This window comes from Halioglobus maricola (assembly GCF_009388985.1).
GTDB classification, from domain to species: Bacteria; Pseudomonadota; Gammaproteobacteria; order Pseudomonadales; family Halieaceae; genus Halioglobus; species Halioglobus maricola.
In genome coordinates this window covers 1,581,769-1,606,610 of the sequence record NZ_CP036422.1, presented here as the reverse complement: position 1 = coordinate 1,606,610, position 24,842 = coordinate 1,581,769, and the positions used below count along the sequence as shown (strand labels likewise).

Sequence of the window (24,842 nt, the reverse complement as noted above, 5' to 3'; positions counted from 1 at the left end):
CCTTTTAGTGGCTTATTGCTGTTGCTGCTTTTGTTCCAGCTCGGCGCGTTTCATCGCCTGAATCTGCTCCATCTGATGGCGATACGCATCGACAACCTTGTCGATACCAGAGTCATGTAAACCACCCTCGTTACCAGCAGCGACATAGCTGGCGTAGACAGCGGAGGCCGTCATCATAGCTGCCGAGACGACATGGGGGCTGACGCCTTCGTCTTTGGCGGCATTGGCCAGCTCAATAAAGCGATTCATAGTTTCGTGGTGTAGTTCAGCGTCTGTCTTTGACATGGGAATACTCCGGTAATGAGATAAAAGAGGCGCCGAATTTTAACACTAAATTGGCTTTGTATTGACGATTCTTACAAACCTCCGTTTTTTTGGACGCACACCGCCCAGCCTACATTTCTCGTTCGAATGTACCGTACTCCAGAAAATACCCAACCTGGTGCATGACTTTCGGGTTCCAGATCATAAACGTATGAGTGACCGGCATCTGCAGAAAGTCGAGCATGCCGGGCACCACGGCCTCCGCCAGTGACACGGTGCCATCGCTGGGCTCATCGGGAAAGCCCGGCAATAATGTGCTGTCGCGGGCACCACCAGCGATAACGCCCAGTTCAAATTCAACCGGCCCAAGACTACGCGGAATGGACTCCTCCCCTGTACCCAGTTGCCTAATCGCCATTGGCTCTATAGCGCTTAAAAAATCAATGGATCCGTAGTACTCCGCCACCTGGCTCCCACCGTTGGGCGGGCCGAGCATCACAGCGCGCTGCATGCCCTGGATCGGCTGTACGCTGGCATATTGGCGAACGAGAATGCCACCGAGAGAGTGAGTGACAAAATTAATCTTGTGGGCACCACGGGCGTGACAGGTTCGCAGTGAATTGGTAATCACGTCCTCTGCAAGTTCGGGTATCGGATGGAGCAGCGATGGGTAGCTCAGATTAACCGTGGTATAGCCATCACGATCGAGAAACCACTGCATCGGTTTGAGCGATAGTGACGAGCGAAACAGACCGTGTAGCAGAATGACACAGCGATCAGCTCTTGCTCCTACGGTGTCTTCGGCCTGCACCCGTGCGCTGGCCATAACGCTCATCAATGCGACAGGCAGCGCCAGCTGGCTGATCAATTTTCCAACAACAGGCATGACGCATACCAGGATAGATAGGGATGCACGCAGTATACCTTGGCTTTGGTGTGTATTTTCGATTCGGTTCCCCCCGCTTTTTGCTATTATTAGTGGATTAATGCGCCAGGCAACGCCACAGCGCTGGCCCCGGCACCTCCAGGACGCAACACAATGGCATGGCCTTCACACACGGTTAGACTTTCCTGCGCGCTTATCGCGTCGGTTGCCGCCATGCCCGCCAGTTTCACCGCAAGTGCGTCAGGTACAGAGTTCTCTGCCGAAGTAGGCCTTGGGGCGGAGTACGACAGCAACGTCTCGGTCGATGAACTGGACGCGACCAGTAATGAGAGCGACTACGCTTACACGATGGATGCCAACCTGGAGTTGGACCAGCAAATCACTGAGACGACGGACCTGTCGCTCAACTACAATTTCAGCCAGACCAACTACGATCGTTTCGAACTGCTGGATCGCCAGACGCATCTCATTGGCGCCGATCTCGGTGCTGACCTCGGCGCAGTCAACACGGGCCTGGCGCTCTATTACATCAACGCTCAACTCGACGGGAACGATTTTCTTGAGTACTACCGTGGCTCACCCTACGTGTCCGGTTTCCTGTCCAAGAAGTGGTTTGCTCGCGGCGCCTATGTCTATTCTGACAAAACCATCGCCCAGAATGCAGAACGAGATGCCCAGAGTCACGCAGGCGAGTTTGATCTTTATTTCTTCCGTCGGGGTCTTCGCAGTTATTTCAACATGGGCTACAAATTCAAAGACGAAGATGCCACCGCAGACCGCTACGATTACAAGGCGCACAACCTGAAACTGCGTTATATACAGCGCTTCGAAGTGTGGGATGATATTCTGAAAATGGAATTGTCCTGGCGCTATGAGGATCGCGACTACAGCGGCATTACTCCCAGCATTGACGAAGAGCGGGACGACCAGCGCCACCGCTGGAAAATTGACCTTGAATACCCTGTCTTCAGCGGGGGCACCCTGCAGTTTTACGGCGGCTACTCAGATTACGACTCAAACTTCCCACGCGCGGCCTACGACCAGCACGTGGTTGGCACGCGCCTGTCCTGGCGCTGGGAATAGATCAGCCGCCGGCGGGACGCAGCAGGCCGTGGCCGTAGATATCGTCGCGCCCTGGCGGGCCGAGATCCTCAGCTGATTCGTAGAGCAGGCTCATCACATCCTCATCGGGACGCTGACTCAACAGGCTGGCCGCGGCAGTGGCGGCAAAGGGAACAGCGAAAGATGTGCCTGAAGAAGCGACAAAGCCACCCCCGGCCTGAGCATGCAGAAGGTCAACCCCTGGCGCTGCAATATCAAGATACTCACCGCGGTTAGCCAAACGGAACACCTGGTGACGGCTGTCCACAGCAGTCACGGCTACGACACTATCATAGGCCGCAGGATACATTGGGCCCGCCACCGGGCCTCCATTACCGGCTGCCGCCAGCACCACAACGTCCTGTTCCTGAGCGCGACCAAGCGCTGCCTCGAGCAGACGATTAGGCGGACCTGCCAGACTAATGTTCACGACATCAACTTCGGAAGATATCAACCAATCGAGTGCGCGGAGCAAACTCACCGTCGAAGCGATTTCACCGTGCTCCTCGTCGATTTCAAAAACGCCGGCGGCATAGACTTCAGCGCCAGGTGCCAGCCCCTGATAATCCTGCGAGTTGGCGGCGATGATCGAGGCAATCGCAGTACCGTGGAACTCGGGAACCTCTGCGCCCTTGCCGACAAAGACCCGGCTTTCGATCTGAGACTCGACGAGCGCCGGGTGCGCTGTATCCACCGAGCTATCAATCATACCGATGCGCGGTGTCGCTTCAGCCTGGCTTGGCAGCGCCATGACTGAACGGGGGGTAACGCCCTCTGAAGCGCTCGCCAACTGGGTGCCAGCGGTATAGATGTGATTCAGATCGACCTCAGCACGGTCTTTACCGACAACGTCCAACACGCCGCGGCGCACTTCGGTGATATCAAAACTTGATGGGCCGGCTACTTCCGCCAGACGCATACCCAGTGCCGGCAAGTCGGTCACTGTGTCAAACAGATAGCCCTTCTCTGTCAGTTCCTCGAATACCTCGGGCTCCGCCATTACCAGCCACTGCTCGCGGTGAATTCGCTCTTCATCGACTTCCAGGTCGCTCTCGACCGCATCCAGGATGTCATCAATCTCGGTCTCGAGCCGCTCTTCCACAGCGACCTCCACCTGCGCAACAACGACCTGGTCGACATTCTGCTCAACGGTTTGTTCGACCGTCTGCTCGACACCGGTCTCGAGGCTCTCTTCGACAGTTTGCGCAACCTGCTCCTGGACGTCTTCCTGGACTTCCTCTTCGACAGCCTCTGCGACTTCTTCCTGAACTTCTTCCTCTACCGTCTCTTCAACGATTTCTTCCACGTCCTGAGCGACGGTTTCCTCAACGGTTTCTTCCACCGTCTCCTCGACATTTTCTTCAACGTCTTCAGTCACCGTTTCAGCAACTTGCTCCTCTACCGTTTCCTCGACAGTCTCTTCGACGTTTTCCTCGACTGCCTCCTCAACGATTTCCTCTTCAATCACTTCTTCGACGTCTTCCTGGACATCTTCTTCAACGCTGTCTTCGAAGGCCGCTTCGGTATAGCCAAGCACCAGTTCTCCGGCTTGCTCTTCCACCTCTTCCTCAATAGCCTCTTCCACCTCTTCCTGGACGATTTCGTCCTCGACGGTCTCCTCTACGTCCTCTTCAACGTCGTCTTCCACCTGTTCCTCTGCCCCGGTCAAGGCACCGGGAACCTGAGCATGAACGGCCAGCGGTGCGGGCAAAACGAGCGCCAGCGCCACGATCAGAGCCGCGGGAAGAGAGGTACAATTACGCAAAAACGGAATTATATTCTGAATTTTCAATGACTTGCAGGAAACCATGGTAGTATTTACCACCTGAAATTAACGTCGTATTCACTAATAAAGACGTTTCTCGGCAAGAAAAATTCCAATTCATGGAATAAAATCCGCCGCCCAAACGTCACTTATTCTAACAGGATTCGTATGCCATCGCTCAGCGATTCACAACGTGAGGCCCTTATGGCCGAACTGGGTGGATTACGCCGATTCTGCTACTCCCTCACAGGGAATGCCGCGGATGCGGATGACCTGCTGCAGGCGACTGTAGAAAAACTGCTGAATAAAGGAATTCCAGCAGAAGCGCATACCGCTAAATGGAGTTACAGGGTCTGCAAGAACGTCTGGATAGACGAACTCAGGTCCCGCGAGGTGAGACAACGTTACCCCAGCATCGCAGCTGAAGATGCCGAGGAAACCCACTCCACCGAGACTGTCGCCGCAGGCGAACAGGCACTGGATGCAGTTTCAAAGGCGCTGGAACAACTGCCTGACGAACAGCGACTGGCCCTGACCCTGGTGACAGTAGAAGGGAAAAGTTACGCCGAGGCAGCGGAGATTCTTGAGGTTCCAGTGGGAACCATCATGAGCAGGATAGCCAGAGCGAGAAAAAGCTTACTACAAATATACAGTCCGCCCGAGGCGGACTGACGAGACCAAGACGATGAACGAACAGGACAACCAACAGCTTTCGCAGTACCTGGATGGTGAACTGGATGTGTTTAGCAGCCGGGCCCTCGAACAGCGCCTGCAGCAAGAGCCCGAACTGGCCGCCACCCTGGACCGAATGAAAGGCCAGGATGTAGCGATTCGCAGCGCGCTCCAGCAAACAGCCGAAGCCCCCGCCAGTGTGCGCGCCATGCTCACCCCGGCGAGCAACGTGGTTGCCCTGCCCCAGCGCAAGGCCCGCCCCGCCTGGCAATACGCCATCGCCGCTTCCCTGGTTGCTGCGGCTGGCCTGGCCATCAGCCCCACCTGGCAGAGCGCGCCCAACGCACAACAGATGCTGGCCGAGGTGCTTGAAACCAGCCCCTCCATGGCATCTGGCTGGGAAACGCTCGACAACGGCAGCCAGGTGCGCCCTGTCCTGAGTTTCAAGGACAATGAAGGCAACTGGTGCCGCGAATTCCTGATTACTGAAGCCGACGAAGCGTCTCGTGGCGTCTCCTGCCGGGAAGCTGGCGAATGGCAGACACAGGTTCTGGCCGCCACAGAGATCCCCGGTGATGCCACCCAGTTCCGTCCCGCCGGCGCAACCGACGCCGACTCCGTGGCCAACTTCCTGGCCGACCAGACCGATAGCATCCCACTGAGTGCAGCAGAAGAAGCCGCGCTCATCGAGAATCACTGGAACTGATTTCACGCCAGTTCCGTCTTGATGCCCAGCTACGCTGGGTATTTTTTTGCCTGGAAATCACCAGAGAGATTGATCAGGAATATTTTAGAGGGCCCAGAAGAGAAACAGGGCCTGCCACCCCATGTAGATGACAGACCCTGAAGTTCAGCGCGGAGGGCTAGCGGTCCCCGCTCTGTGAGCTGTGGTCCGGAACGCCCCCAAGGGACATCCCGGCAAAAGAAGTAGAGGAGAGCAGTGATTGCCAAGCATTCTATGGTGGCCTCTGGGGCCGGTGATGCATACCCAAAAGGCAAATCACCACTGCAACCTCAAGCGGTGTTTCACTCCACTTTGACTACTTGACGGCTGTGCTCCCCGTTTTATTCCCTAATTTCGCAAAAAAATTGCAATTAATTTTCAAGATTAGTGGAATTTTACATTTTTCCCTTAAAAATCAATAAGTTCTGATTTTAATGCGCGCGGCGTTTGCAAAAGCTCCAGCGCCAAATGTAGACGCTCCAGGGTCTTGGTAACGTAGCTGACCGGCTGCCAGGCATCCCCCATGGCCAATGTGGTCACCGTGCCCACCCAGACGTAGGCTGCATGCAACTGGCAATCGCGGTACATCTCAGCAGCGGGCGGGGTATTCACTCCCTCTGCCTCCAACGCATTTCGGTAGTATGCAAATAAGTCCTGTACTCCGTCCGCCAGATCCGCAGGCTGCACAGTGCCCGCCAGAAAGTAGCCCACATCGCGCATCGGGTTTGTCTTTGCCAGCAGGGCCCAGTCGAGAAAACCCGGCTCGCCTGCATCACTGAACATATTGCCGTCGTGCGCATCGCCGTGCACAAGGGTGTGAGGGCCTCGATGCCACAGTTGATGAACTGCGTCAGTGTGATGGATATAAAGTTCGCACATCTCGACGAAGATCGGCGGCATTTGATCCGCGTGAGACTCCAGTGCTTGTGCCACCAGGACGGGAGCGATCGGGTGCTGTGGTGGCGGTTCCATCCAGTCAAGATCAGCGGCGAAACGCGGGGTCTCCCAGTAGCGCCCGTGGAGTTTGGCAAATGCGGAGAGCACAGCGCGGACGTAGTCCAGAGAATAGCGTTCGGAGGCGTTGCGAAAACTGCATCCAGTGGCCTCGAGATCCTCCAGCAACATCGCATAGTGCTCCCCGCCACTCTCCCAGCCAGAGTAGAGTGGCCGCGGCACTCGCACAGGCACATCTGCCGCCAACTCTGCGTAAAACCGGGCCTCCCGCTCGCCCATGCCGGTCGCAAGCACAAATGCGCGCTGCTGTTCATCCGCCGGCGGTAGTTTCAGGAATACGCGCTCTCGCTCGCCCGCGTCATATTCCAGTTGCAGGGCGACACGACCGGTGGTGCCATCGTGCTGGTCGAGTACGCTGTGGCTAAGTACACGACGGCCCAGGGCTTCGCTGAGCCAATTATCGGAGATCTCGCCTGCGTGACCGGGAAAAGGTAAGGCCATGGCCATCCCTCCTTTTAGGAAAAGAGCGCAAAGTGTAATACGCTCTGCCGCACATACGACGAATGGAAACTCGATTCATGCGCAAAGTTCAGATTCTGATACCCCTGCTTCTTGCCCTGTCATGCCAAGTCTCTGCCAAGCCGCCGCTGGCGATAGCTATTCATGGCGGTGCCGGCACTATCCTCAAGGAGAAGATGAGCGAGGAAACCGAAGCCGCCGTGCGAGCAAAACTGGGCGAGGCTACCAATGCAGGCTACGCGGTGCTCGAACGCGGCGGCGCGTCGATGGACGCAGTCATCGCTGCCATTAAGATCCTCGAAGACTCACCGCTGTTCAACGCCGGCCACGGCGCCGTCTACACGTACGACGGCAAGCACGAACTCGACGCGTCCCTCATGGATGGCGCCACGCTGGAAGCAGGTGCAGTAACCGGCGTACGCCACATCGGCAACCCCATTGACCTCGCCCGCCTGGTCATGACTGAATCCCCTCATGTCATGCTCATGGGTGAAGGCGCCGAGGCCTTTGCGCGAAGCCAGGGAATGGTGATGGTCGACAACGAGATCTTCAACACCGAGCGCGCCCACCAGTCTCTCCTCAAAGCCCGAGAAAAGTTAAAGGAACAGGAGGCCCTCGGCAAAGACTACCAGGCACAGGTCAACGAACTTCCTCCAGCGTATCTATACGGCACTGTGGGCGCGGTCGCTCTGGATGCCAACGGTAATCTCTCCGCGGGCACATCCACCGGGGGAATGACCGCCAAGCGCTATGGTCGCATTGGCGATGCACCGATTATCGGCGCCGGCACCTGGGCAGACAATGCCAGCTGTGCCGTCTCTGCCACGGGTCACGGCGAATACTTCATCCGCTATCACGTCGCCGCGGACATCTGCTCCCGGGTGAAGTACCAGGGCATACCCGCCGCAAAAGCGGCGGAGCATGTCATCCAGGATGTGTTGCTCCCCGCGGGTGGCACCGGCGGTGTTATCGTGTTGGACGCGCTGGGCAATATCAGCATGAGTTTCAATACGGCAGGTATGTACCGCGCTTCGCGTTCCAGTAGCAGCGCGCTGGAGACCGGAATTTACAAGCAGAACTAAAGCAGGCAGTTCAATATCGGGAATTGATCTAAGCCCCGCTGGGGCTTTTGCCATACTGATAAGACCTTCAAGGGAGGTCACACTATGAGCACAGCACCCAGGCTGGATAACTTCCTGCGCCTCAGCCAGACCGACTACCGAACAGTTGATCATCGCCACACTGAATCTGCCGCCGACTCGGCCCACGCCGCCCACCTCTCCACCGCGCGGGTGGCCAAGTCCGTACTGCTGCGCGACAAGCGCAACGGACGCTATCTGGTGGCCCTGACCCCAGCGTGTAATCGGGTTCATCTTGGTTGGGTGCGCGACAACACACATACCGATGCGGTACTCGCCCGCGAAGCTGAACTGGTCGAGGTTTTTCCCGACTGTGAACTGGGCGCAGTGCCTGGATTCGGCCAAGCCTACCAGCTTGATATGGTGTGGGACGAAGACCTCGGGCAGCAACCCAGCGTATTTTTTGAGGCGGGCGATCACCAGGGGCTGATCGAAATTGAACGGGATGATTTTCATCGCCTGTTTGACAGCTTCCCTCACGGGGTGATCAGCCAACCCAGCGACGACTACCTCGCCTATCACTCTTACGAGTTCTGGGGCGAACCTGGCTAAATCAGCGCGCCCCCTGGCGCCGGTATTCAAGCGGCGCCTGGCCCGTCCAGCCCTTGAAGGCCCGGCGGAAATTACTGAGGTCGGTATAACCGACTAGCACGGCAATTTCGTCCAGCTTCAGGCGTGACGTGGTCAGGTACTCGATAGCCAGCTTGCGCCGCACATCGTTGAGTATCGACTGAAAGGATGAGTCGTGTTCTTTCAGCGCGCGGCGCAGGGTGCTCTCGCTCATATTGAAATCCGCAGCGACTTCCTGAATCGCAGGGTAGCGACCTGGCTCCTGCACCAGTCGGGAGCGCACCCTGTCGACAACACTACCGCGGTCGTCCTCTTCGGCAATCAGTGCCTCGCAATGACGAATCGCCATCTCTGTGGCTGCGGGGTTGCGCGACGGCACAGCCCGCTCCATCAGTTCGCTACCCCAGAGAATACAATTCTGTGGCTGTTCGAACTTGAGCGGGCAGCGAAAATGGGCCTCATAGAGCTCAACGTAACTCGGCGCTGGATAGCTAAAACGCACCTCTCGAGGATAAACACCATCGCCCATATACCGGTGCAGCAAACCAACCACGCCACCGAGATCTTCCTCGATCAGAAAGCGTTCTGCGTCACCGGCTGTATAGAGAGGCCTTGAACTGAGGCTGATGTAGTCACCCTCAGGCTCTGCGCGATTGTCAGTCAGCCGGGTGGCAACCCGACTGAAACGCTGGCCGATTTGAAGCGCCTCCCAAAGGGTGCCGCAACTCGCCACTGCGTAGCCCATCATGCCCCAATCGCCAATATTCACTGCCATGCCCACTTTCAAACCCAGGGCCGGGTCACCCGTAATGCGGTAGGCGTTTTCGATCATCAACAGAGCATCGTGAAAGGAAATCCGCGTATCCTCGCACGCCAGCTGATCCAGGCTGAACGCCAGGCCATCTATCAAAGCGTCGGCCGAATACCCCTCCTGTTCCATCACGCGAACCATCAGGTTAAACATGAAAGGAGGAATACATTTTTTATCTGCGCCCATTGAGCAGCTCCGTGAGATGAGAAAAGCAGTGTAAGAACAATGACTGAAATTGACCAGTAGTCGACCGAATCCGGCTCAATCCTCAGCCGCCAGTTCGTGAGCCATGCCTCAGGTGTCGAAATTTGACTGAAATTGACCAGTTTTTGGATTTTCTCGCCCTCCCACTACTGACCAGAGCCCCCTACTATGTAACTCATCAATAAAACCCGGAGCAGAGAGCCCGATGGCTAAATCATTCGTCAGCGTCGGCGCCACGATCCTCGACATCGTGGGGTACCCGATCAACAGCATCCCGCAAGGTGAAAGCACGGAGGTGATCCAGAACATTCACCTGTGTGCAGCCGGCACCGCCGCGGCGCCCGCGGTAACCGCCGCGCGCCTGGGCATGCAGAGCAGCCTCATCGGTGCCATTGCCGAAGACGAAGCCGGTTTCCTCATTCGCCACAAACTGCAACAGGAAGGCGTAGATGCATCTCTGCTGCAAGTGAGAGATGACCTGCCAACCGCAACCACGATTCTGCCCATTAACAGCGACGGTGGCAGGCCCAACTGGCACCAACCTGGCGCGTTCCTGCTGATGGATATCAGCGCAGAGGCTCGTGCTCGCATCGTCAACGCCGACCACGTCCACTGGGGGGGCATCGGCCTGTTGTTCAACTACGATGGTCCCGCCGGGGCCGAGATTCTGGCGGAAGCAAAAGCAAACGGCGCGACAATCACGGGCGACCTCATTTCACCAGGGCCTCAAACACCGGACGCCGTCAGAGCTCTTATCCCGCACATGGACTACTTCATGCCCTCCATCGACGAAGCACTTGAAATCTCCGGTGCCAGCACTGTTGAAGCTGCCGCTGAGTTCTTTATGCAACAGGGTGCTTTTGGCTGCCTGATTAAATGCGGTAGCGACGGTGCCTATCTCACCAACAAGGACGGCCTCGTGGCAAAGATCCCGGTCATGGCCAACGTCAACGTCGTGGACACCAGCGGCTGCGGAGACTCTTACTGCGCAGGTTTTCAGGTGGGCCTCGCCAATGGAATGGCCGCTGAAGATGCTGCCCTTTTCGCCGCTGCCACGGCCGCTCAAGTGGCATCTGCGGTCGGTTCCGACGGCGCCGTCGGGAACTTCGAGGACACCATCGCCATCATGCAGGCGGGCGCCATGCCGGTGGAGGCACAGGCATGAGCCTCTATAGCAACAACCTCGAGAGCCGTCAGGCAGTTGTGGACACGCTGGTAGCGCTGGGCGTTAAGGGGCTGAACAGAGGCACCTCCGGCAACGTCTCAGTCTTTACCGGAGACGGCATGCTGGTGACCCCCACGGGCGTGGCACCAGAACAACTGCTGCCAGAGCACATTGTATATATGTCGCTGGATGGCGACCCGGCAGAAGACCAACTCACACCCTCCAGCGAATGGAAAATGCACGCCGACGTATACGTCAATAAACCTGGTATCACCGCAGTCGTTCACTGCCACTCGCCGTATGCCACCATGCTGGCCTGTGCCCGCAAGGCAATTCCGGCGATGCACTATATGGTTGCAGCCACTGGCAGCTATGGCATTCCGCTCGCGGACTATGCCACTTTCGGCAGTCAGGAACTCTCCGATGCAAACGTCGAGGCGCTGTCCACGTCTCTTGCCTGCCTGCTCGCAAATCACGGTCAGCTGGCAACAGGATTCGACATCAACGGTGCGCTGAAACTGGCAGAGCTGGTAGAAGAGCAGGCACACTGCTATTGGGGCACTCTGGCCATCGGTGGCCCGGCCATCCTGGACAAAAAACAAATGGACGATGTACTGGTGGCATTCGCCAGCTACGGACAGCAGGCCAAGCGCGAAGACCTGGCCAGCGGCAATAAACTGAACGAAGACTAGGAACAAAAACATGTACGAGATCGAGAACGACCTCAAGCTGCGCGAGCGCGCGCAAACTGCTTTCCCCTCCGGGGTCTACGGCCATCAGGCTTCTGCGTCCCTGTCGCCAAAGCACCCCCAGTTTTTCGCCCGCGCCGAGGGCGGCCACCTGTGGGATACGGATGGCAACGAATACATCGACTTTATGTGTGGCTACGGCACTAATCTATTGGGTTACTGCCACCCAAAGGTCGATGAGGCTGCCATCAAGCAACAGAGTATCGCCGATGCGGCCACCGGCCCCAGCCCCTTGATGCTGGAACTTGCAGAAACCTTTAACAGCAAGGTCGCCCATGCCGACTGGACCATGTTTGCCAAGAACGGTACCGACGCCACCACAATCTGCTTGATGACGGCCCGCGCCCAGACCGGCAACAATACAGTCATTGTCGCAGACGGCGCGTATCACGGCGCTGCGCCCTGGTGCACACCGAACATGGCAGGTGTGTCTCCGGCCGATCGAGAAAACCAGCTGACTTACAACTACAACGACATCGAAAGCCTCCGCGCCGCCGTTGCCGAGGCCGGCGACGATCTCGCAGCAATAATCGTCTCGCCCTTCAAACACGATGTCTTCGTGGACCAGGAATGGCCCACCGAAGATTTCGCCAAGGCGGCTCGCCAGTTGTGTGACAGCACAGGTGCTGCCCTCATTCTGGACGATGTGCGCTGCGCGTTCCGCTTCACCCTGGGTTCGAGTTGGGAAACTGTAGGAGTGACACCTGACCTCTGCGCAATGAGCAAGTCCGTGGCCAATGGCTATTCTCTTGCGGTTGTTACCGGCAACGACAAGTTCCGCGAAGGGGCCAGCCAGATCTACACCACTGGTTCATTCTGGTTCGCTTCGGTCTCTTTTGCCGCTTCACTTGCAACCATCGCAGCAATCGAGGAAGAAGGCGCTATCGAAGCAATACAAAGTGCCGGCGACCAGTTGCGCATTGGCCTTGATGAGCTGGCGACAGCCCACGGTTTCAAACTGCGCCAGACCGGACCTTCGCAAATGCCTTTGGTATTGTTCGAAGACGACGACATGTGGGAGAAGAACAACTTCTTCGTCGCCGAAGCCGTGCAGCGCGGCGTTTACTTACACCCCTGGCACAATATGTTTATCTGCGCCGCCCACACTGAGGAAGTCATTGCAGAGGCTTTGCAGCGCACTGAAGGTGCTTTCGCAGCACTAAAACAGCAGTTCGGTTAATCCCGGCAGTGACAGACTTCGACCCCAGCGAACATCCCCACCGGAGGTTCAACCCCCTATCCGGGGATTGGGTGCTCGTGTCGCCGCATCGGGCAAAACGCCCCTGGCAGGGACAGCTGGAAGAAGACCAATCTGAGCCAGCCCTCACGCACGACCCCGCCTGCTATCTCTGTGCTGGCAATGAGAGGGCCAGTGGAGACAGGAATCCGGACTATCGCGGGCCCTACGTTTTCAATAACGATTTCGCCGCCATCACCGCGACATCTCCTGCTTTCGAAGGCAACGACGACTTGTTCCGCAGTGCACCGATAAGCGGCGAATGCCGGGTGATTTGCTTCTCCGAGCGCCATGATCTCACCCTGCCACAAATGGCCGAGCAGAATATTGTTTGCCTCATCGACACATGGTGCGAGCAATACAGGGAACTGGGCGAACACTATCGCTGGGTCCAGGTATTTGAGAACAAGGGCACCATCAATGGCTGCTCCAATCCCCACCCACACGGCCAGATCTGGGCCAGCGACGGATTGCCCACTCTGGTAGCCAGGGAGGACGATTCACAACGCGACTATCTGGTCCGCAAAAACACCGTCATGCTATTCGACTACGCCCAGCGAGAAGTGGCTAGTGGTGAGCGCACAGTATGCCTTAACGAGGACTGGCTGGTGGTCGTGCCATGGTGGGCTACCTGGCCTTTCGAAACATTGTTGCTACCGCGCTTCAGGGTCGCGCGTATGACCGATCTCAAGGCGTCACAAAAAGACGCACTGGCGGCCATACTGAAAGAACTGACGACACGCTACGACAATGTATTCAACACCTCTTTTCCCTACAGTATGGGCTGGCACGGCGCACCTTTCGGTGACGATGCGTGTGACCACTGGCAGCTGCATGCGCACTTCTACCCTCCTCTGCTTCGCTCCGCCACGGTAAAAAAGTTCATGGTCGGCTATGAAATGCTCGCTGAAGCACAGCGTGACCTGACCCCAGAACAGGCAGCAGAACGCCTGCGCGAGCAAAGCAAAGCTCACTACAAGGGCACCACTAATGTCTGAGCTACTGCCCGCGATTGAACTGGGTTTTCGCGAACATTTCGGCAGCAAAGCGGTGCACATCACTCGCGCACCGGGTCGCGTCAACCTCATCGGCGAGCACACCGACTACAACGATGGCTTTGTCCTCCCCTGCGCTGTGGAGTACCACACCCTCGTCGCCATCTCGCCCCGCGATGACCGCGAAGTGCACACCCTGGCCCTCGATTGGGACGGCCAGACAGATAGCTTTTCTCTCGACAGTAGCATTGCCTTCCACGAAACCCAGATGTGGAGCAACTATGTCCGCGGGGTCTGCGTGGAAATGCTCGCGCGTGGTCATCAATTGTCGGGATGCAATATTGCGATTACGGGCAATGTCCCTCAGGGCGCCGGGCTGAGCTCTTCCGCCGCGCTGGAGGTTGCGCTGGCCAGCGCAATGGCAGCGCAGTTTGGCGTGGAGATCGCGCCAGTGGATCTTGCGCTCATTGGTCAGGCAGCGGAAAACAATTTCGTCGGCTGTGCCTGCGGCATTATGGACCAACTGATCTCGGCCACTGGGCGGGAGCATTTTGCCGTGGCTATCGACTGCCGCGACCTGTCTCTGACACCCCAGGCCATTCCCTCATCACTGGCGCTGATGATTGTGAACTCCAACGTGCAACGCGGCCTGGTAGACAGTGAATACAACACCAGACGTCAACAGTGCGAAGCAGCAGCGGCGCACTTCGGCCTCAGCAGCTTGCGCGACCTGACACTGGCAGAATTCAACAAACGCGAACAGGAACTGGACCCAGTGGTGGCCAAACGCACACGCCATGTACTCGAAGAAAACCAGCGTGTTCACGATACCCAAATAGCACTTGCCAGCAACGATATAGCCGCCGTCAGCGCGCTTATGAAAGCCAGTCACAACTCCATGCGCGATCTCTTTGAGATCACTACCCCCCAAATTGACAGCCTGGTGGGCATTCTCGCAGGCGTCGCTGGAGAGCATGGCGGCGTGCGCATGACCGGTGGTGGCTTCGGCGGTTGCGTCGTGGCGCTATTGGCTAAAGAAAGAGTCGCTACTGCCATTGAGGCCGTAGAAAGCCAATACCATGTCCAAACTGGCCTGGACCCCACAATTTACCTGACCAGACCCTCCGCAGGGGTATCGTTGGTCCGCTAATGTATAAGCAATAATAGAGCCCAATGACTGACTACAACCATGAGTTCGCCGCGACGTCCGGCGTGCAGGACTTCAAACTCGGTAATATCGGCCCAGCCCCCGAAGGCTATCCCACCGAGCGAAGCCTCGATGCATTTTGTACCGAGTCTTTCGCCGAGAACTATGAGGATCGTCGCTCAGCGTTTGTCGAGTTCGCTTTAAACAACCCCGGGGTTGATACGGTAAAAGGATTTTTCTACGAACTGATTCGCATCAGTGAAGGAAGAACCGCGGTGCATGAGGGCATCCTGTTTGCGGCTCTCGACTATATCGATCATCGCTATGACTGCGCTGATTTCATCATGGCCGGCCTGTTGCGTATCCGCCTGCAGCTATGGGACAGCCCCGCACTTTCTGACAAGTTTCGCACCCGCGCTCACAGTACAATCCTCGGATTCAAATACTGGCCAGATGAGCCGGGCATTGACTCCATGTGCTACTGGACTGAAAACCACCATATTATTTTCAGCACCTGTGAATACCTCGCTGGCCAGCTCTATCCCGAAGATGTGTTCACCAACTCAGGCGATCTGGGCAGCACCAAGCAAGCCCGCGCGGCGAAGCGTATCGAAAAGTGGCTGGAGCTGCGTTTCCGTACCGGCTTCAGTGAATGGCTGTCCCATGTCTACTACGACGAGGACTTCCCCCCGCTTCTTAATATGCTCGACTTTGCCGCTGACCGCGAACTGGGTGAGCGTGCGGGAAAGGTGGTAGATCTGATGCTCTACGACATGGCAGTGAACAGCTACAAAGGGCTGTTCAGCTGTAGTCATGGTCGCAGTTACACCAGGGAAAAATTGAACCCCTATCAAGAGTCGACAACCGACACATCCAAGCTGATGTTCGGCCTGGGCGCCTTTGCCAATGAAGACAATATGAGCGCTGTATATTTTGCCTTGTCTGGCTACCGCATGCCCGAAGTGCTGTACCGCATTGCCAACGACACCGAACGCGATGCGTGGGAGTCACGCCAGCGTGCAAGCATCAGCTTCGACGACGCCGCCAAATGGGGCTACGGCAAAATGGATACCGAAAGTGCCATGGGCCTGCTTTCATACGGCGGCTACTGTCACCCAAAGACCATCGACCACATGGCCCTGATGCTGGACGAATTCAACTGGTGGCAGAATCAGTTTTTCCTCGAATTTGCGCCCTTTAGAACGTCTATTCGTGTAGGTCGCCGTATTGGCCTGACCCGGCTGGTCTCCTGGATTTTGCGCAAGGACATCTCGCGCAATGCCATGACCGAGGTGAACATCCACACATTCCGTACCCCGGACTACATGCTCAGCAGTGCCCAGGACTATCGCCCTTCCTACGGCGGTGACCAGCACCACATCTGGCAAGCAACTCTGGATGACGAGGCAGTGTGTTTTACCACTCACCCGGGCGGCTGGGGCGACAAGGCGCCAGACGGATTCTGGCATGGCAATGGTTTCATGCCCCGTGCCCTGCAGCATCGCAACGTCGCCGCCATCATCTACAACACCCCCAGGGCGCCCACGATCCTGTTGGCTGAAACGCTGGAGTTTACCCACGCTTTCTTCCCCCAGGAGCGTTTCGACACTGTCGTTAAACGCGGTAACTGGGTATTCGGTGAAAAAGGCGACGGTTTTATCGCGCTCTACTCCAGCAACGGATGCCACTGGAAAGCCGGCGGTGAATTTGCGGGCCGTGAATTGGTGGCATGGGGTCGCCAGAATATCTGGCTGGTGGAAATGGGACGGCGTGTCGACTACACAAGCTTTGACCGCTTTATCGAAGCCGTTAGCTCGGCAGAGCTCCGCGTGGAAGGCCTGGCAATTACCTACCAATCTCCCAGCGTAGGTGAATTCAACGCGGGCTGGGAGGGTCCTCTGCGGGTTGAAGGTACCGAGATTAACACGTCAGACTACCCGCGCTATGAATGCCCTGCGGGCAACACCGACTACGGTTCAGAGCAGGTTGAGATCGCCTACGATGGGCTGACACACAGCGTTACACTTTAGCGCGCCAACCAGCCCCCATCGACTGCCAGGGTGTGCCCCTGCACGTAGCTGCCCGCATCACTGGAGAGGTAAACCACTGCGCCGGCAAGATCTTCTGCAATGCCCCAACGGCCCGCTGGAATGCGAGCGAGTATTTCCGTGTTGCGCTGCTCGTCACTGCGCAGTGCTTCGGTGTTGTCGGTGGCCATGTATCCAGGTGCAATCGCGTTCACATTGATACCGTGCTGCGCCAATTCATTCGCCATCAACATCGTCAGACCTTTCACTCCGGACTTACTCGAGGTGTAGGACGCCACGCGAATCCCCCCCTGATAAGAGAGCATCGACGCAATATGCACTATCTTGCCGCCCTCCCCCTGGGCAATAAATTCCCTGGCGACGGCCTGTGACAGGAAAAACAGGGTTTTCAGATTGACGTCCATGACGTCGTCCCAATCCTGCTCACTGAAATCCACAAAATCGTTGCGGCGGATGATGCCGGCGTTGTTTACCAATATATCGATGCGGCCGAATGCAGTCTTAGTCTTATCGACGATATCCGCCACACAGGCCTTGTCAGTGAGGTCTGCTGTCACTTCGAGATAGCGGCGACCGAGTGCCTCTACTGCCTTGCCTGTTGCCGCAGAGTTGGACACGCCGACACCGACAATATCCGCTCCGGCTTCCGCCAGGGCAAGGGCCAGCCCCTTGCCCAGGCCGCGAGATGCTCCGGTGACAATCGCCACTTTGCCATCGAGTTTGAATTGATCGAGGATCATATGCAGGTCTCCGCTTGCGTCAGAACAAGGCGCTAAATTCTAGTTGCTTGAGGTGCGCCACACTGCGCGCGACTTCTTCGTAGGGATTGCTTGTGGCCTGCTCTATGGCCATATACTTCACGCCCTGCTCTACACAGGCGTTAACAATGCGGCGGACATCGAGATTGCCGTCACCCAAAGCACAATCGGTCGGGGCCAGGCTGAAAAGCTTCTTCTTCAGGCGCAGGTCCCTCAGGTGCACTACCTGCGCCCGGCCAGCGAGATCAGTAATCAGTTGCTGGGGTGACTTGCCGCCGCGCGCCGTCCAATAGGTATCCAACTCCAGCGCCACATGCTCCGGAGAGGTATTGTTCATAAGCAGATCAAGGCCGATCTCGTCACCGTAATGTCGAAACTCAAAGTCGTGGTGATGGTACATTAGCTGCACGCCACGTTCGCGATAGAACCTGCCAAGTTCCTCCAACTGATCGGCAAAGCGCAGCAGACGATCGCGCCCACCCTGAATCGCCATAAACGGCAGCACCGAGACAGCAGTGCGTTGACAGCCCAGTTGCTCGTGAAACTCGAGCACCCACTCGCGGCGTTTGCTGAGGATGTCGAAGGTGATCTGGGAACTGCCCACGGTGATATCGTGACTTCGCGAGGCGGTCGCCATCGCATCCATCTCCGGCTTCTCCAGTTTCACGTAGGCAAGTTCGATGGCGTTCAGGCCACACTCCCGAATACGCCGCATGCCAGTGTCGATCGCCTGCGGGGAATTCAGGTACTTGCGGACAGTGAACGTCTGCAGGGCAAACTGCGTCATGGTCCGGGCCCTACTTGAGATCTGCCGGGCTCAGGTGGTCCATGTCGTCAAAGGTCTGATTCTCACCCACCATGCCCCAGATGAAGGTGTAGTTGCTGGTTCCAGCGCCGGAGTGGATAGACCAGCTCGGGCTAATGACGGCCTGCTCGTTGGCAACCACCAGATGGCGTGTTTCTTTGGGCTGTCCCATTAAGTGGAATACACTCTGGCCAGCGTCCAGGTCGAAGTAGAAATACACTTCCATACGACGTTCATGTGTGTGGCAGGGCATGGTGTTCCAGATACTGCCAGGCTCGAGCATGGTCAGGCCCATCACCAACTGACAGCTCTCACACACAGCAGGATGCACATATTGGTAGATCGTGCGCTTATTGGAGGTTTCATCTGCCCCAAGCTTCACCGGGTTGGCCTGGGATATTTCGATTTTCACGTTTGGGTAAGACTGGTGCGCTGGTGCGCAGTTGAAATAGAACTTCGCCGGTGCATCTGCGGATTCAGACTCAAAACTGATCTCTTTTACACCCATACCAATATATAAGCCGTCGCGCTTGTCCAGCTCAAAGCGCTCGCCGTCCAGAGTGATACTGCCCTTACCACCGACATTGATGATGCCGCCTTCACGGCGTTCAAAAAAATAGTCCACGCCCATCTCCTTGCCCGCTTCAAGTGTCAGCGGAGCAGCGGCTGGCGTAATGCCGCCGACGATGATGCGATCCACGTGGGAGTATGTCAGATGAACTTCGCCTGGGCGAAACAGGGACTCAATCAGAAAGTGCTCTCGCAGCTTTTCAGTGTCGTAATGCTTCACATCATCTGGGTGTGCTGCGTAGCGGATATCGAGATCCATGGTCATTCTCCTGGAGGTACATCAGTTTGATTTTGATTGCTTGGCAACAGCGATTCACGCGGTATCCGCGCAATGCTGATACGCTCGGAATAAGACATATTGCCATTTTCATACAACGCCAGAATGTCGCCATCTGTGGCCTGGGCCAAAACGGAATAACCGGTAGGCCCGGGATAAACCAGTAGCTCGCGAGGCCAGGTGGCGCCGGCGTCTGCACTGTATCTGAGAGTCAATTTTACACGGGATTTAATGTGGGCGGGATTAGAAAATATCAATCCCTCATCGTCGCCATTAATCACTGCCACCTGACACACCGGCGTCGGCAGTGCCTCATCCAGCGATAGAGCTGGCCAGCTGTCGCCGCCGTCACTGGAAATACTGAATAGACGCCCATTAGGGCTGGGCGCTCTTCCGATGGGCGCGGAATGGCGGGTGGACAGGTAGAGTCGCCCGTCGCCCGTCTCGGCCAGATCTGTTTCATTTCCACCCTCGAAGAATGGGGACAGCTTCCAGCTTGCTCCGTGATCGTCACTGTAATACGCACCCGCTGAGCCAGGAATGTAGCCTGGAAGCATGAGCCGCCCCGCATGCGGAGGATGCTGCTTCTGAATTCCCTTACCGGGGCCGAATACAAAATTGTCACTGGCAATGGTCACCGGGGCGCCCCAACTCAGGCCGCCATCGTCACTGCTCATCACAACCGTGCTGTGGTGCCGCCCTTCATCCTCGAGGCCACTGAGATTGTAACCCAGCACCACCCTGCCCTCGCGCTCATCAAATAGCGGGGTTGGGTTGCCGCACTTACCCCGTTGCTCATCTTTACGGTGGGTGCAAATAACTTTCTGATCGCTCCAGCTACGGCCACCATCGTCACTCACCTTCATGACCAGATCGATATCGCCCGTGTCCAGCGCGCCGTTTCTGCGGGCTTCAGCAAACGCCAGAATGCGGTCGCTCTCAAGGGGGTCGCCTGCCGCAAGTGCAGAGCCGGCAGGTAACAACACCATGCCGGGAATGCGATAGATATCGTAACCGTCTTCGCCGCCGGTATAGACGTCCACAGCCAGTGACACTTCACTGTTTACAGAGGGCGCATTTATCCACCACAGGCTCGCCGCGAAGGGCGCACTCAACAGCGCCGCTAGAGTAGCGACAAGCAATGCGCGCGCTACCGATCTGGAAGCGAATAGTCCCGCAATGTTCGAGACCAGCAATAGCAACCACCAAAGCGCCAACAGACCGATCGCTTCATCGTACAGCGAGAGCGGCTGGTAATAGTCCATGACCGTTGCATCGACAAACACGGCCAGCAGCACAATGGAGAGTAACAACAGCAAAAGCCGCTCAATAGCGCCCGCCCTGGGGCCGCCCTGCTCAGCATTGACGCGATTTAGCAACAGCGTTATCGCAGTGAGGTACACAACCGCATAAACAACCGCCACAGCGACAACGGCATATAGAGCGACCAAACCCGGCGCATTAAACGAGACAAAAAAATACAGGAACACCAACATGGCAACCGTGCCGATATTGGTGGTAACAGAGATAAAACGATGGCTCTTCATCACGGCGTTCCTCTATTGTGCCTGGCTACGACGAATCAGGTCAGCGTACCAGCGACCACTGCCCTTGATAATCCGCTCCTGCGTCTGATGATCCACGTGAATGATGCCAAAACGCTTGGCGAAACCCGCCGCCCATTCAAAGTTGTCAATCAGGGTCCAGACAAAATAGCCGGTAATGTCCGAGCCATGATCCATGGCCCTTTTCACCTGCCCCATGTAGCCCTCAAGGAAGTCCATTCTTTTGGGGTCGTGCACTTCGCCGTCGATCACTTCATCCTCAAACGCTGCACCGTTTTCTGTAATCATGGTAGTCGGGTTATCGTAATCGTTGCGCAGCCAGCCGAGGACTTCATAGATTGCCTCCGGATAGACTTCCCAGCCCATCGACGTGTGTTGCACGCCGTCTTTCACAAAATCTCGCTCGGCGCCCTGGGTGCCGCCCACAATCCAGGTATTCAGGAATGGCACCAGGTAGGTATGACGCGCAAATTCGCGCTGGTAGTTATTCACGCCGATAAAATCGATAGGGGCGTTGATACGTTCCATATCCCCCGTCTCCACCCCCGGCTTGAAGTAACGAAAACGCCGACTGAGCTCTTCTGGGTAGTGCCCTTTGTACAATGGGTCTAGGGTTACGAAGTTAAGAAACTCGTTCGCTAGCGCTGCTGCTTCATGGTCCTTGTCACGGTCTGTGAAGGGGTGTGCAGGTGTGTGGCTGGTTGTAATACCTACTGTAGCGTCAGGCAGCACATCGCGGATACGCTCCATACCCAGGGCATGGCCCAAAAGCAGGTTGTGCATCACCTTCATGAAAGTCCATGGACGGTGGTAGCCGGGAGCGTGTTCGCCCATAAAGTGGCCCATCACGCAGTGTTCCCACGGCTCGTTCAAAGTGATCCAGTGCTTTACCTGATCTCCGAAAGCCTTCGCTGCGACCTCTGCGTACTCGGCAAAGTCATGAGCGGCCTGCCGGTTCTGGAAGCCACCGTACTTGTTGTGAAGTGCCAGCGGCAGGTCCCAGTGAAATAGAGTTACGTAGGGCGTAATGCCGGCTTCCAGCAACGCATCAAATTCCCGGCGATAGTGATTGATACCCGCCTGATTAATCTTGCCGGTACCCTCGGGCAATATGCGCGACCATGAGAGAGACATCCGATAGGCATTCACACCGAGTTCACCCATCAGCGCAATGTCTTCCGGGTAGCGGTGATAGTGGTCACAGGCCACATCGCCATTGTCACCCTTGTGTGTTTTACCCTTCCTGTGCGAGAACTCGTCCCAAATACTCAGGCCGCGTCCGTCCTCGGCGTACGCACCCTCGATCTGATATGCGGCTGTCGCCGTGCCGAAAACAAAATCCTTTGGGAAAATCAGCTCTGGCATGTTTCTAGACTTGTCCTTCTCGAAAGATTGCATAGCGGGCTCAAGCCGCCGTTTGATGACCATTAATCTTGCGATGATATTGCCGCTGGCTGATACCCGCCAGAATCAGTGAAGCTACACCATAGGAAATGTTCTCGCCGGTCTTGATATATTTATAGCCGGGGTATGGGCCATACTTCAGACGATAAGGCATCAGGAACATGGGTATGGTCCACAAGCTAATCTCGGTCATATACGCCCGGTCGCCATCGTGACGGATATTGTTCGCTATCGCTTGCAAGGCCTTTTGCGCCAGCTCTGCATACTCGATGTCCAGATAGCCATGATTGACCCCGTTCAGCCAACCCGCCGCAATCAAGGCCGTGGCGCTCGATTCACGGTAATTATCACCGGGCTTGTTCACCACCGTATCCCAGTAGTAATCATCGCGCTGACACTCCAATAGAGCTGCGGAGACCTCATTCAGAATGCGACGAGTATCTGCATCATCCACGTAGTTGAGGAACAGTGACAGCGATGCAACTACCCAGCCGTTACCGCGGCCCCAGAAAATCTGGCGAGGATAAGGCCGCTTTAACATTTTCCACCAGGAGTGATGGAACAACCTGGTCTCTGGATCCTGCAAATATCGGGCAAACTGAACGGGCTGGGTGCGGGCAAAAGCGCGCAATTCATCGTCGTCAAAATCATCGGCAGCAATCGCGCTAAAGACGCCGCTCATCATGAGCGAATCCACCCAAATGCTACGCGGATAATCGCGAGAATCCTTGCTGTGGCCGTTGTGATTAATCAGATCTTCGACCAGGCGTGGTTCGTGCTTGAGATAATGGATACCCGCCTGAGTCATCTCCAGATACTTCTGGTTACCTGTTTTCTTGTAGAGCTCGTTAGTTATCAGTGCCGGCGCACAGGTGTCTGACTGGTCCACCGAGTATCCAACCCTGTGATGGTGATCGGCAAAGGCCTGGCAGAATCCCTGATAGCGCTCCTCGCCAAGCTCATCATCCAGCAAGCTCAGGCTATAAAGCAGCAGCGCTTCTCCCCATGCCCAACTTAGCTTGGTGGGATCGCGCTCGGCGACATAGGTGTCAGCAACTTTGACGATGCTTTCGAATGTAGAACCATTCATGCTGTTGTCTCACTTGCAGCAGCGGCGGTTCCCTCTTCCACCAGTGCCCGGTTATAGCTGAGAATTTCGTTTTCATTGTAATAGCGCATCAGCAGAAAGCCGACGACACACACCAAAGCACCCAGCGCGGTCGCCAGGCGAATCCCCATGTCGTCGCCAACATCCTTACCCATGATCAGGAAGGACGTGAAAAAGAGTACGCCCAGCGTGCCGCCGACTTTGCGAAAAAAACCATTGGCCGCAATATACATCCCTGCATGATCTTCTCCAGTTTTGTACTGGTCGTAAGCTGCACAATCAGAGGCAACTACCTGCGGCAAAATGCCGAAACCTGCTTGTGCAAACGGCGAAAGCACCACCACGAGGCCGAACAGAATATAAGGGCTGATGCCACCAATACCCAGGAAGGTAATAACGACAAACGTTCCGGCAAACAAAAGCAGACTCACTTTCAACACCCAGGCTTTGCCCAGACTCTTTGCAGTTTTCGCAATCAGAGGATAACAGGCCAGAGTCAGGGCGCCGACAACGGTAGTAAGCGGCCCATTCATGCCTGCCTCCATCACCGCCAGCACGGTAACGTAGTAGATCAAGCCCGCCTCAAACATGGCGGTGGCGACGGTGTAGCACGTATTGGCGCCAAGATAGAACGCGAAACTACGGTTGCGCAGAACGCGTTTCAGTGCCGGAAAAAGTTTCTGATGCGAGCTCTTGACGCGCCCGTCAGCGAAAGCTGTCTCGTCGATCAGCAAGGCGGGTATCATCAAGCAGATAAAACCGAGCACCCCAAACCCCATGAAGGTGATTTTGAGACCCCATACTCTGGTAGTGCCAAAAATCTCGGCAACTTCGGACCAAAGCCCGGGCGTAAACGACACCAGCAGGAAACCCACGAACCAGAACGCACTGCTGATAGTACCCAGGTCTACCTTGTCATCACTGGATTTCGCCAACTCCACCATCAGCGAGTAAAACGGAATCATGTAACAAGTGAAGAAGAGCGCGCTGGCCACAAGGAAAACCAGCATCCACATTGCGTTTAAGTAGCTGATATCGCCGCCCACTGGCACGAAGAAAGTCAGTAGATAGCAAATTACAAACGGCAATGCGGCCCAACGCATCATCGGCACCCGCCGCCCTGCCGGGTGCTGCAGGCGGTCACTGAAGCTGGCGATAATCGGATCTAGGATGGCGTCGACAATACGCCCCAGGGTCATGATCGCGCCGAGCACAGTGATGCCCAGAATCAGATCGCTCTGAGGGATGACATAAGGGATGCCTGAATCGGCAGGCGGGAAGAAGTAATACACCAGAAAAGAGGTGTGCATTACCGTGATCAGCGCGATACCGAGATTGCCCATCGAGTAGATGAGCTTGTACTGGAGAGAAAGCTTTTCCATGAGCGGAAGTATCGGTTGTTATT

General features: G+C 56.3%; 23 protein-coding genes. 11 read left to right on the top strand and 12 right to left on the bottom strand.

Annotation, left to right across the window (positions count from 1 at the left end; all coding sequences use genetic code 11):
• Positions 1 to 12: 12 nt before the first annotated feature.
• Both EY643_RS07240 and EY643_RS07235 read right to left on the bottom strand, forming a co-directional pair.
• A complete protein-coding gene (locus tag EY643_RS07240; RefSeq protein ID WP_152661572.1) occupies positions 13 to 285 on the bottom strand; it encodes a DUF3144 domain-containing protein in 273 nt (90 codons plus the stop codon).
• 109 nt (positions 286 to 394) lie between these two features.
• Positions 395 to 1,150, bottom strand: a complete 756-nt coding sequence (locus EY643_RS07235; RefSeq protein ID WP_152661571.1) for an esterase/lipase family protein — start codon at positions 1,148 to 1,150, stop codon at positions 395 to 397.
• Positions 1,151 to 1,303: 153 nt separating this feature from the next.
• On the opposite strand from EY643_RS07235, the gene EY643_RS07230 reads away from it, so the two are divergent.
• Positions 1,304 to 2,233: a surface lipoprotein assembly modifier gene (locus EY643_RS07230; RefSeq protein ID WP_240732850.1), complete on the top strand. Its 930-nt coding sequence runs from the start codon at positions 1,304 to 1,306 to the stop codon at positions 2,231 to 2,233.
• A gap of 1 nt (position 2,234) precedes the next feature.
• Here EY643_RS07230 and EY643_RS07225 read toward each other — a convergent pair whose 3' ends face one another.
• Positions 2,235 to 3,980 (bottom strand): S8 family serine peptidase, encoded by a 1,746-nt coding sequence (locus tag EY643_RS07225; RefSeq protein ID WP_240732849.1) that lies wholly within the window; start codon positions 3,978 to 3,980, stop codon positions 2,235 to 2,237.
• Between the two features lie 204 nt (positions 3,981 to 4,184).
• Here EY643_RS07225 and EY643_RS07220 point away from each other — a divergent pair, with 204 nt between their 5' ends.
• The gene (locus tag EY643_RS07220; protein ID WP_152661569.1) at positions 4,185 to 4,688 is read left to right on the top strand and encodes an RNA polymerase sigma factor; all 504 of its coding nucleotides are present in this window, start codon (positions 4,185 to 4,187) and stop codon (positions 4,686 to 4,688) included.
• Between the two features lie 13 nt (positions 4,689 to 4,701).
• The gene (locus EY643_RS07215) at positions 4,702 to 5,394 is read left to right on the top strand and encodes an anti-sigma factor family protein (protein ID WP_152661568.1); all 693 of its coding nucleotides are present in this window, start codon (positions 4,702 to 4,704) and stop codon (positions 5,392 to 5,394) included.
• Between the two features lie 426 nt (positions 5,395 to 5,820).
• Here the strand turns inward: EY643_RS07215 and EY643_RS07210 are convergent, their stop codons facing one another.
• The gene (locus EY643_RS07210; RefSeq protein ID WP_170287314.1) at positions 5,821 to 6,867 is read right to left on the bottom strand and encodes a phosphotransferase; all 1,047 of its coding nucleotides are present in this window, start codon (positions 6,865 to 6,867) and stop codon (positions 5,821 to 5,823) included.
• A gap of 77 nt (positions 6,868 to 6,944) precedes the next feature.
• Between EY643_RS07210 and EY643_RS07205 the strand changes: the two genes are divergently transcribed.
• Together EY643_RS07205 and EY643_RS07200 are read left to right on the top strand one after the other, a co-directional pair.
• On the top strand, positions 6,945 to 7,967 hold the full coding sequence (locus EY643_RS07205; protein ID WP_152661566.1) for an isoaspartyl peptidase/L-asparaginase family protein: 1,023 nt from the start codon (positions 6,945 to 6,947) through the stop codon (positions 7,965 to 7,967).
• An 84-nt stretch (positions 7,968 to 8,051) separates the two neighbouring features.
• Entirely contained in the window at positions 8,052 to 8,576 is a 525-nt protein-coding gene (locus EY643_RS07200) for an aminoacyl-tRNA deacylase (protein ID WP_152661565.1), read from the top strand.
• A gap of 1 nt (position 8,577) precedes the next feature.
• Here the strand turns inward: EY643_RS07200 and EY643_RS07195 are convergent, their stop codons facing one another.
• Complete coding sequence (locus EY643_RS07195) at positions 8,578 to 9,591, bottom strand: AraC family transcriptional regulator (protein ID WP_152661564.1); 1,014 nt, start codon at positions 9,589 to 9,591, stop codon at positions 8,578 to 8,580.
• 223 nt (positions 9,592 to 9,814) lie between these two features.
• On the opposite strand from EY643_RS07195, the gene EY643_RS07190 reads away from it, so the two are divergent.
• Genes EY643_RS07190 through EY643_RS07165 form a run of 6 tightly spaced genes read left to right on the top strand, consistent with a single transcriptional unit; the run spans position 9,815 to position 16,932 of the window.
• Positions 9,815 to 10,774 carry a carbohydrate kinase family protein gene (locus EY643_RS07190; protein WP_152661563.1) on the top strand — a complete coding sequence of 320 codons (960 nt, stop codon included), beginning with the start codon at positions 9,815 to 9,817 and terminating at the stop codon, positions 10,772 to 10,774.
• Positions 10,771 to 11,466, top strand: coding sequence for a class II aldolase/adducin family protein (locus tag EY643_RS07185; protein WP_152661562.1), 696 nt, complete (start codon positions 10,771 to 10,773; stop codon positions 11,464 to 11,466). The genes EY643_RS07190 and EY643_RS07185 overlap by 4 nt, the downstream gene beginning before the upstream one ends.
• Before the next feature lie 10 nt (positions 11,467 to 11,476).
• Positions 11,477 to 12,703, top strand: a complete 1,227-nt coding sequence (locus tag EY643_RS07180; RefSeq protein ID WP_152661561.1) for an aminotransferase class III-fold pyridoxal phosphate-dependent enzyme — start codon at positions 11,477 to 11,479, stop codon at positions 12,701 to 12,703.
• 8 nt (positions 12,704 to 12,711) lie between these two features.
• Positions 12,712 to 13,758 carry a UDP-glucose--hexose-1-phosphate uridylyltransferase gene (locus tag EY643_RS07175; RefSeq protein ID WP_152661560.1) on the top strand — a complete coding sequence of 349 codons (1,047 nt, stop codon included), beginning with the start codon at positions 12,712 to 12,714 and terminating at the stop codon, positions 13,756 to 13,758.
• Complete coding sequence (gene galK / locus EY643_RS07170; protein ID WP_152661559.1) at positions 13,751 to 14,905, top strand: galactokinase; 1,155 nt, start codon at positions 13,751 to 13,753, stop codon at positions 14,903 to 14,905. The genes EY643_RS07175 and galK overlap by 8 nt, the downstream gene beginning before the upstream one ends.
• Before the next feature lie 23 nt (positions 14,906 to 14,928).
• Positions 14,929 to 16,932: a hypothetical protein gene (locus tag EY643_RS07165; RefSeq protein WP_152661558.1), complete on the top strand. Its 2,004-nt coding sequence runs from the start codon at positions 14,929 to 14,931 to the stop codon at positions 16,930 to 16,932.
• On the opposite strand, the gene kduD is transcribed toward EY643_RS07165, so the two are convergent.
• The 7 genes from kduD to EY643_RS07130 are packed head-to-tail and all read right to left on the bottom strand — an operon-like array spanning position 16,929 to position 24,819.
• Positions 16,929 to 17,690, bottom strand: a complete 762-nt coding sequence (kduD, locus tag EY643_RS07160) for a 2-dehydro-3-deoxy-D-gluconate 5-dehydrogenase KduD (RefSeq protein WP_152661557.1) — start codon at positions 17,688 to 17,690, stop codon at positions 16,929 to 16,931. The genes EY643_RS07165 and kduD overlap by 4 nt on opposite strands.
• Before the next feature lie 19 nt (positions 17,691 to 17,709).
• Positions 17,710 to 18,495 carry a sugar phosphate isomerase/epimerase family protein gene (locus tag EY643_RS07155; RefSeq protein WP_152661556.1) on the bottom strand — a complete coding sequence of 262 codons (786 nt, stop codon included), beginning with the start codon at positions 18,493 to 18,495 and terminating at the stop codon, positions 17,710 to 17,712.
• A gap of 10 nt (positions 18,496 to 18,505) precedes the next feature.
• Positions 18,506 to 19,348, bottom strand: coding sequence for a 5-dehydro-4-deoxy-D-glucuronate isomerase (gene kduI, locus EY643_RS07150; RefSeq protein WP_205743170.1), 843 nt, complete (start codon positions 19,346 to 19,348; stop codon positions 18,506 to 18,508).
• Positions 19,345 to 20,907: a sialidase family protein gene (locus EY643_RS07145; protein ID WP_152661554.1), complete on the bottom strand. Its 1,563-nt coding sequence runs from the start codon at positions 20,905 to 20,907 to the stop codon at positions 19,345 to 19,347. The genes kduI and EY643_RS07145 overlap by 4 nt, the downstream gene beginning before the upstream one ends.
• 12 nt (positions 20,908 to 20,919) lie before the next feature.
• The gene (locus EY643_RS07140; protein ID WP_152661553.1) at positions 20,920 to 22,290 is read right to left on the bottom strand and encodes a GH1 family beta-glucosidase; all 1,371 of its coding nucleotides are present in this window, start codon (positions 22,288 to 22,290) and stop codon (positions 20,920 to 20,922) included.
• A 40-nt stretch (positions 22,291 to 22,330) separates the two neighbouring features.
• Positions 22,331 to 23,419: a glycoside hydrolase family 88 protein gene (locus EY643_RS07135; RefSeq protein ID WP_152661552.1), complete on the bottom strand. Its 1,089-nt coding sequence runs from the start codon at positions 23,417 to 23,419 to the stop codon at positions 22,331 to 22,333.
• Positions 23,416 to 24,819 (bottom strand): MFS transporter, encoded by a 1,404-nt coding sequence (locus tag EY643_RS07130; protein ID WP_152661551.1) that lies wholly within the window; start codon positions 24,817 to 24,819, stop codon positions 23,416 to 23,418. The genes EY643_RS07135 and EY643_RS07130 overlap by 4 nt, the downstream gene beginning before the upstream one ends.
• Positions 24,820 to 24,842 lie beyond the last annotated feature (23 nt).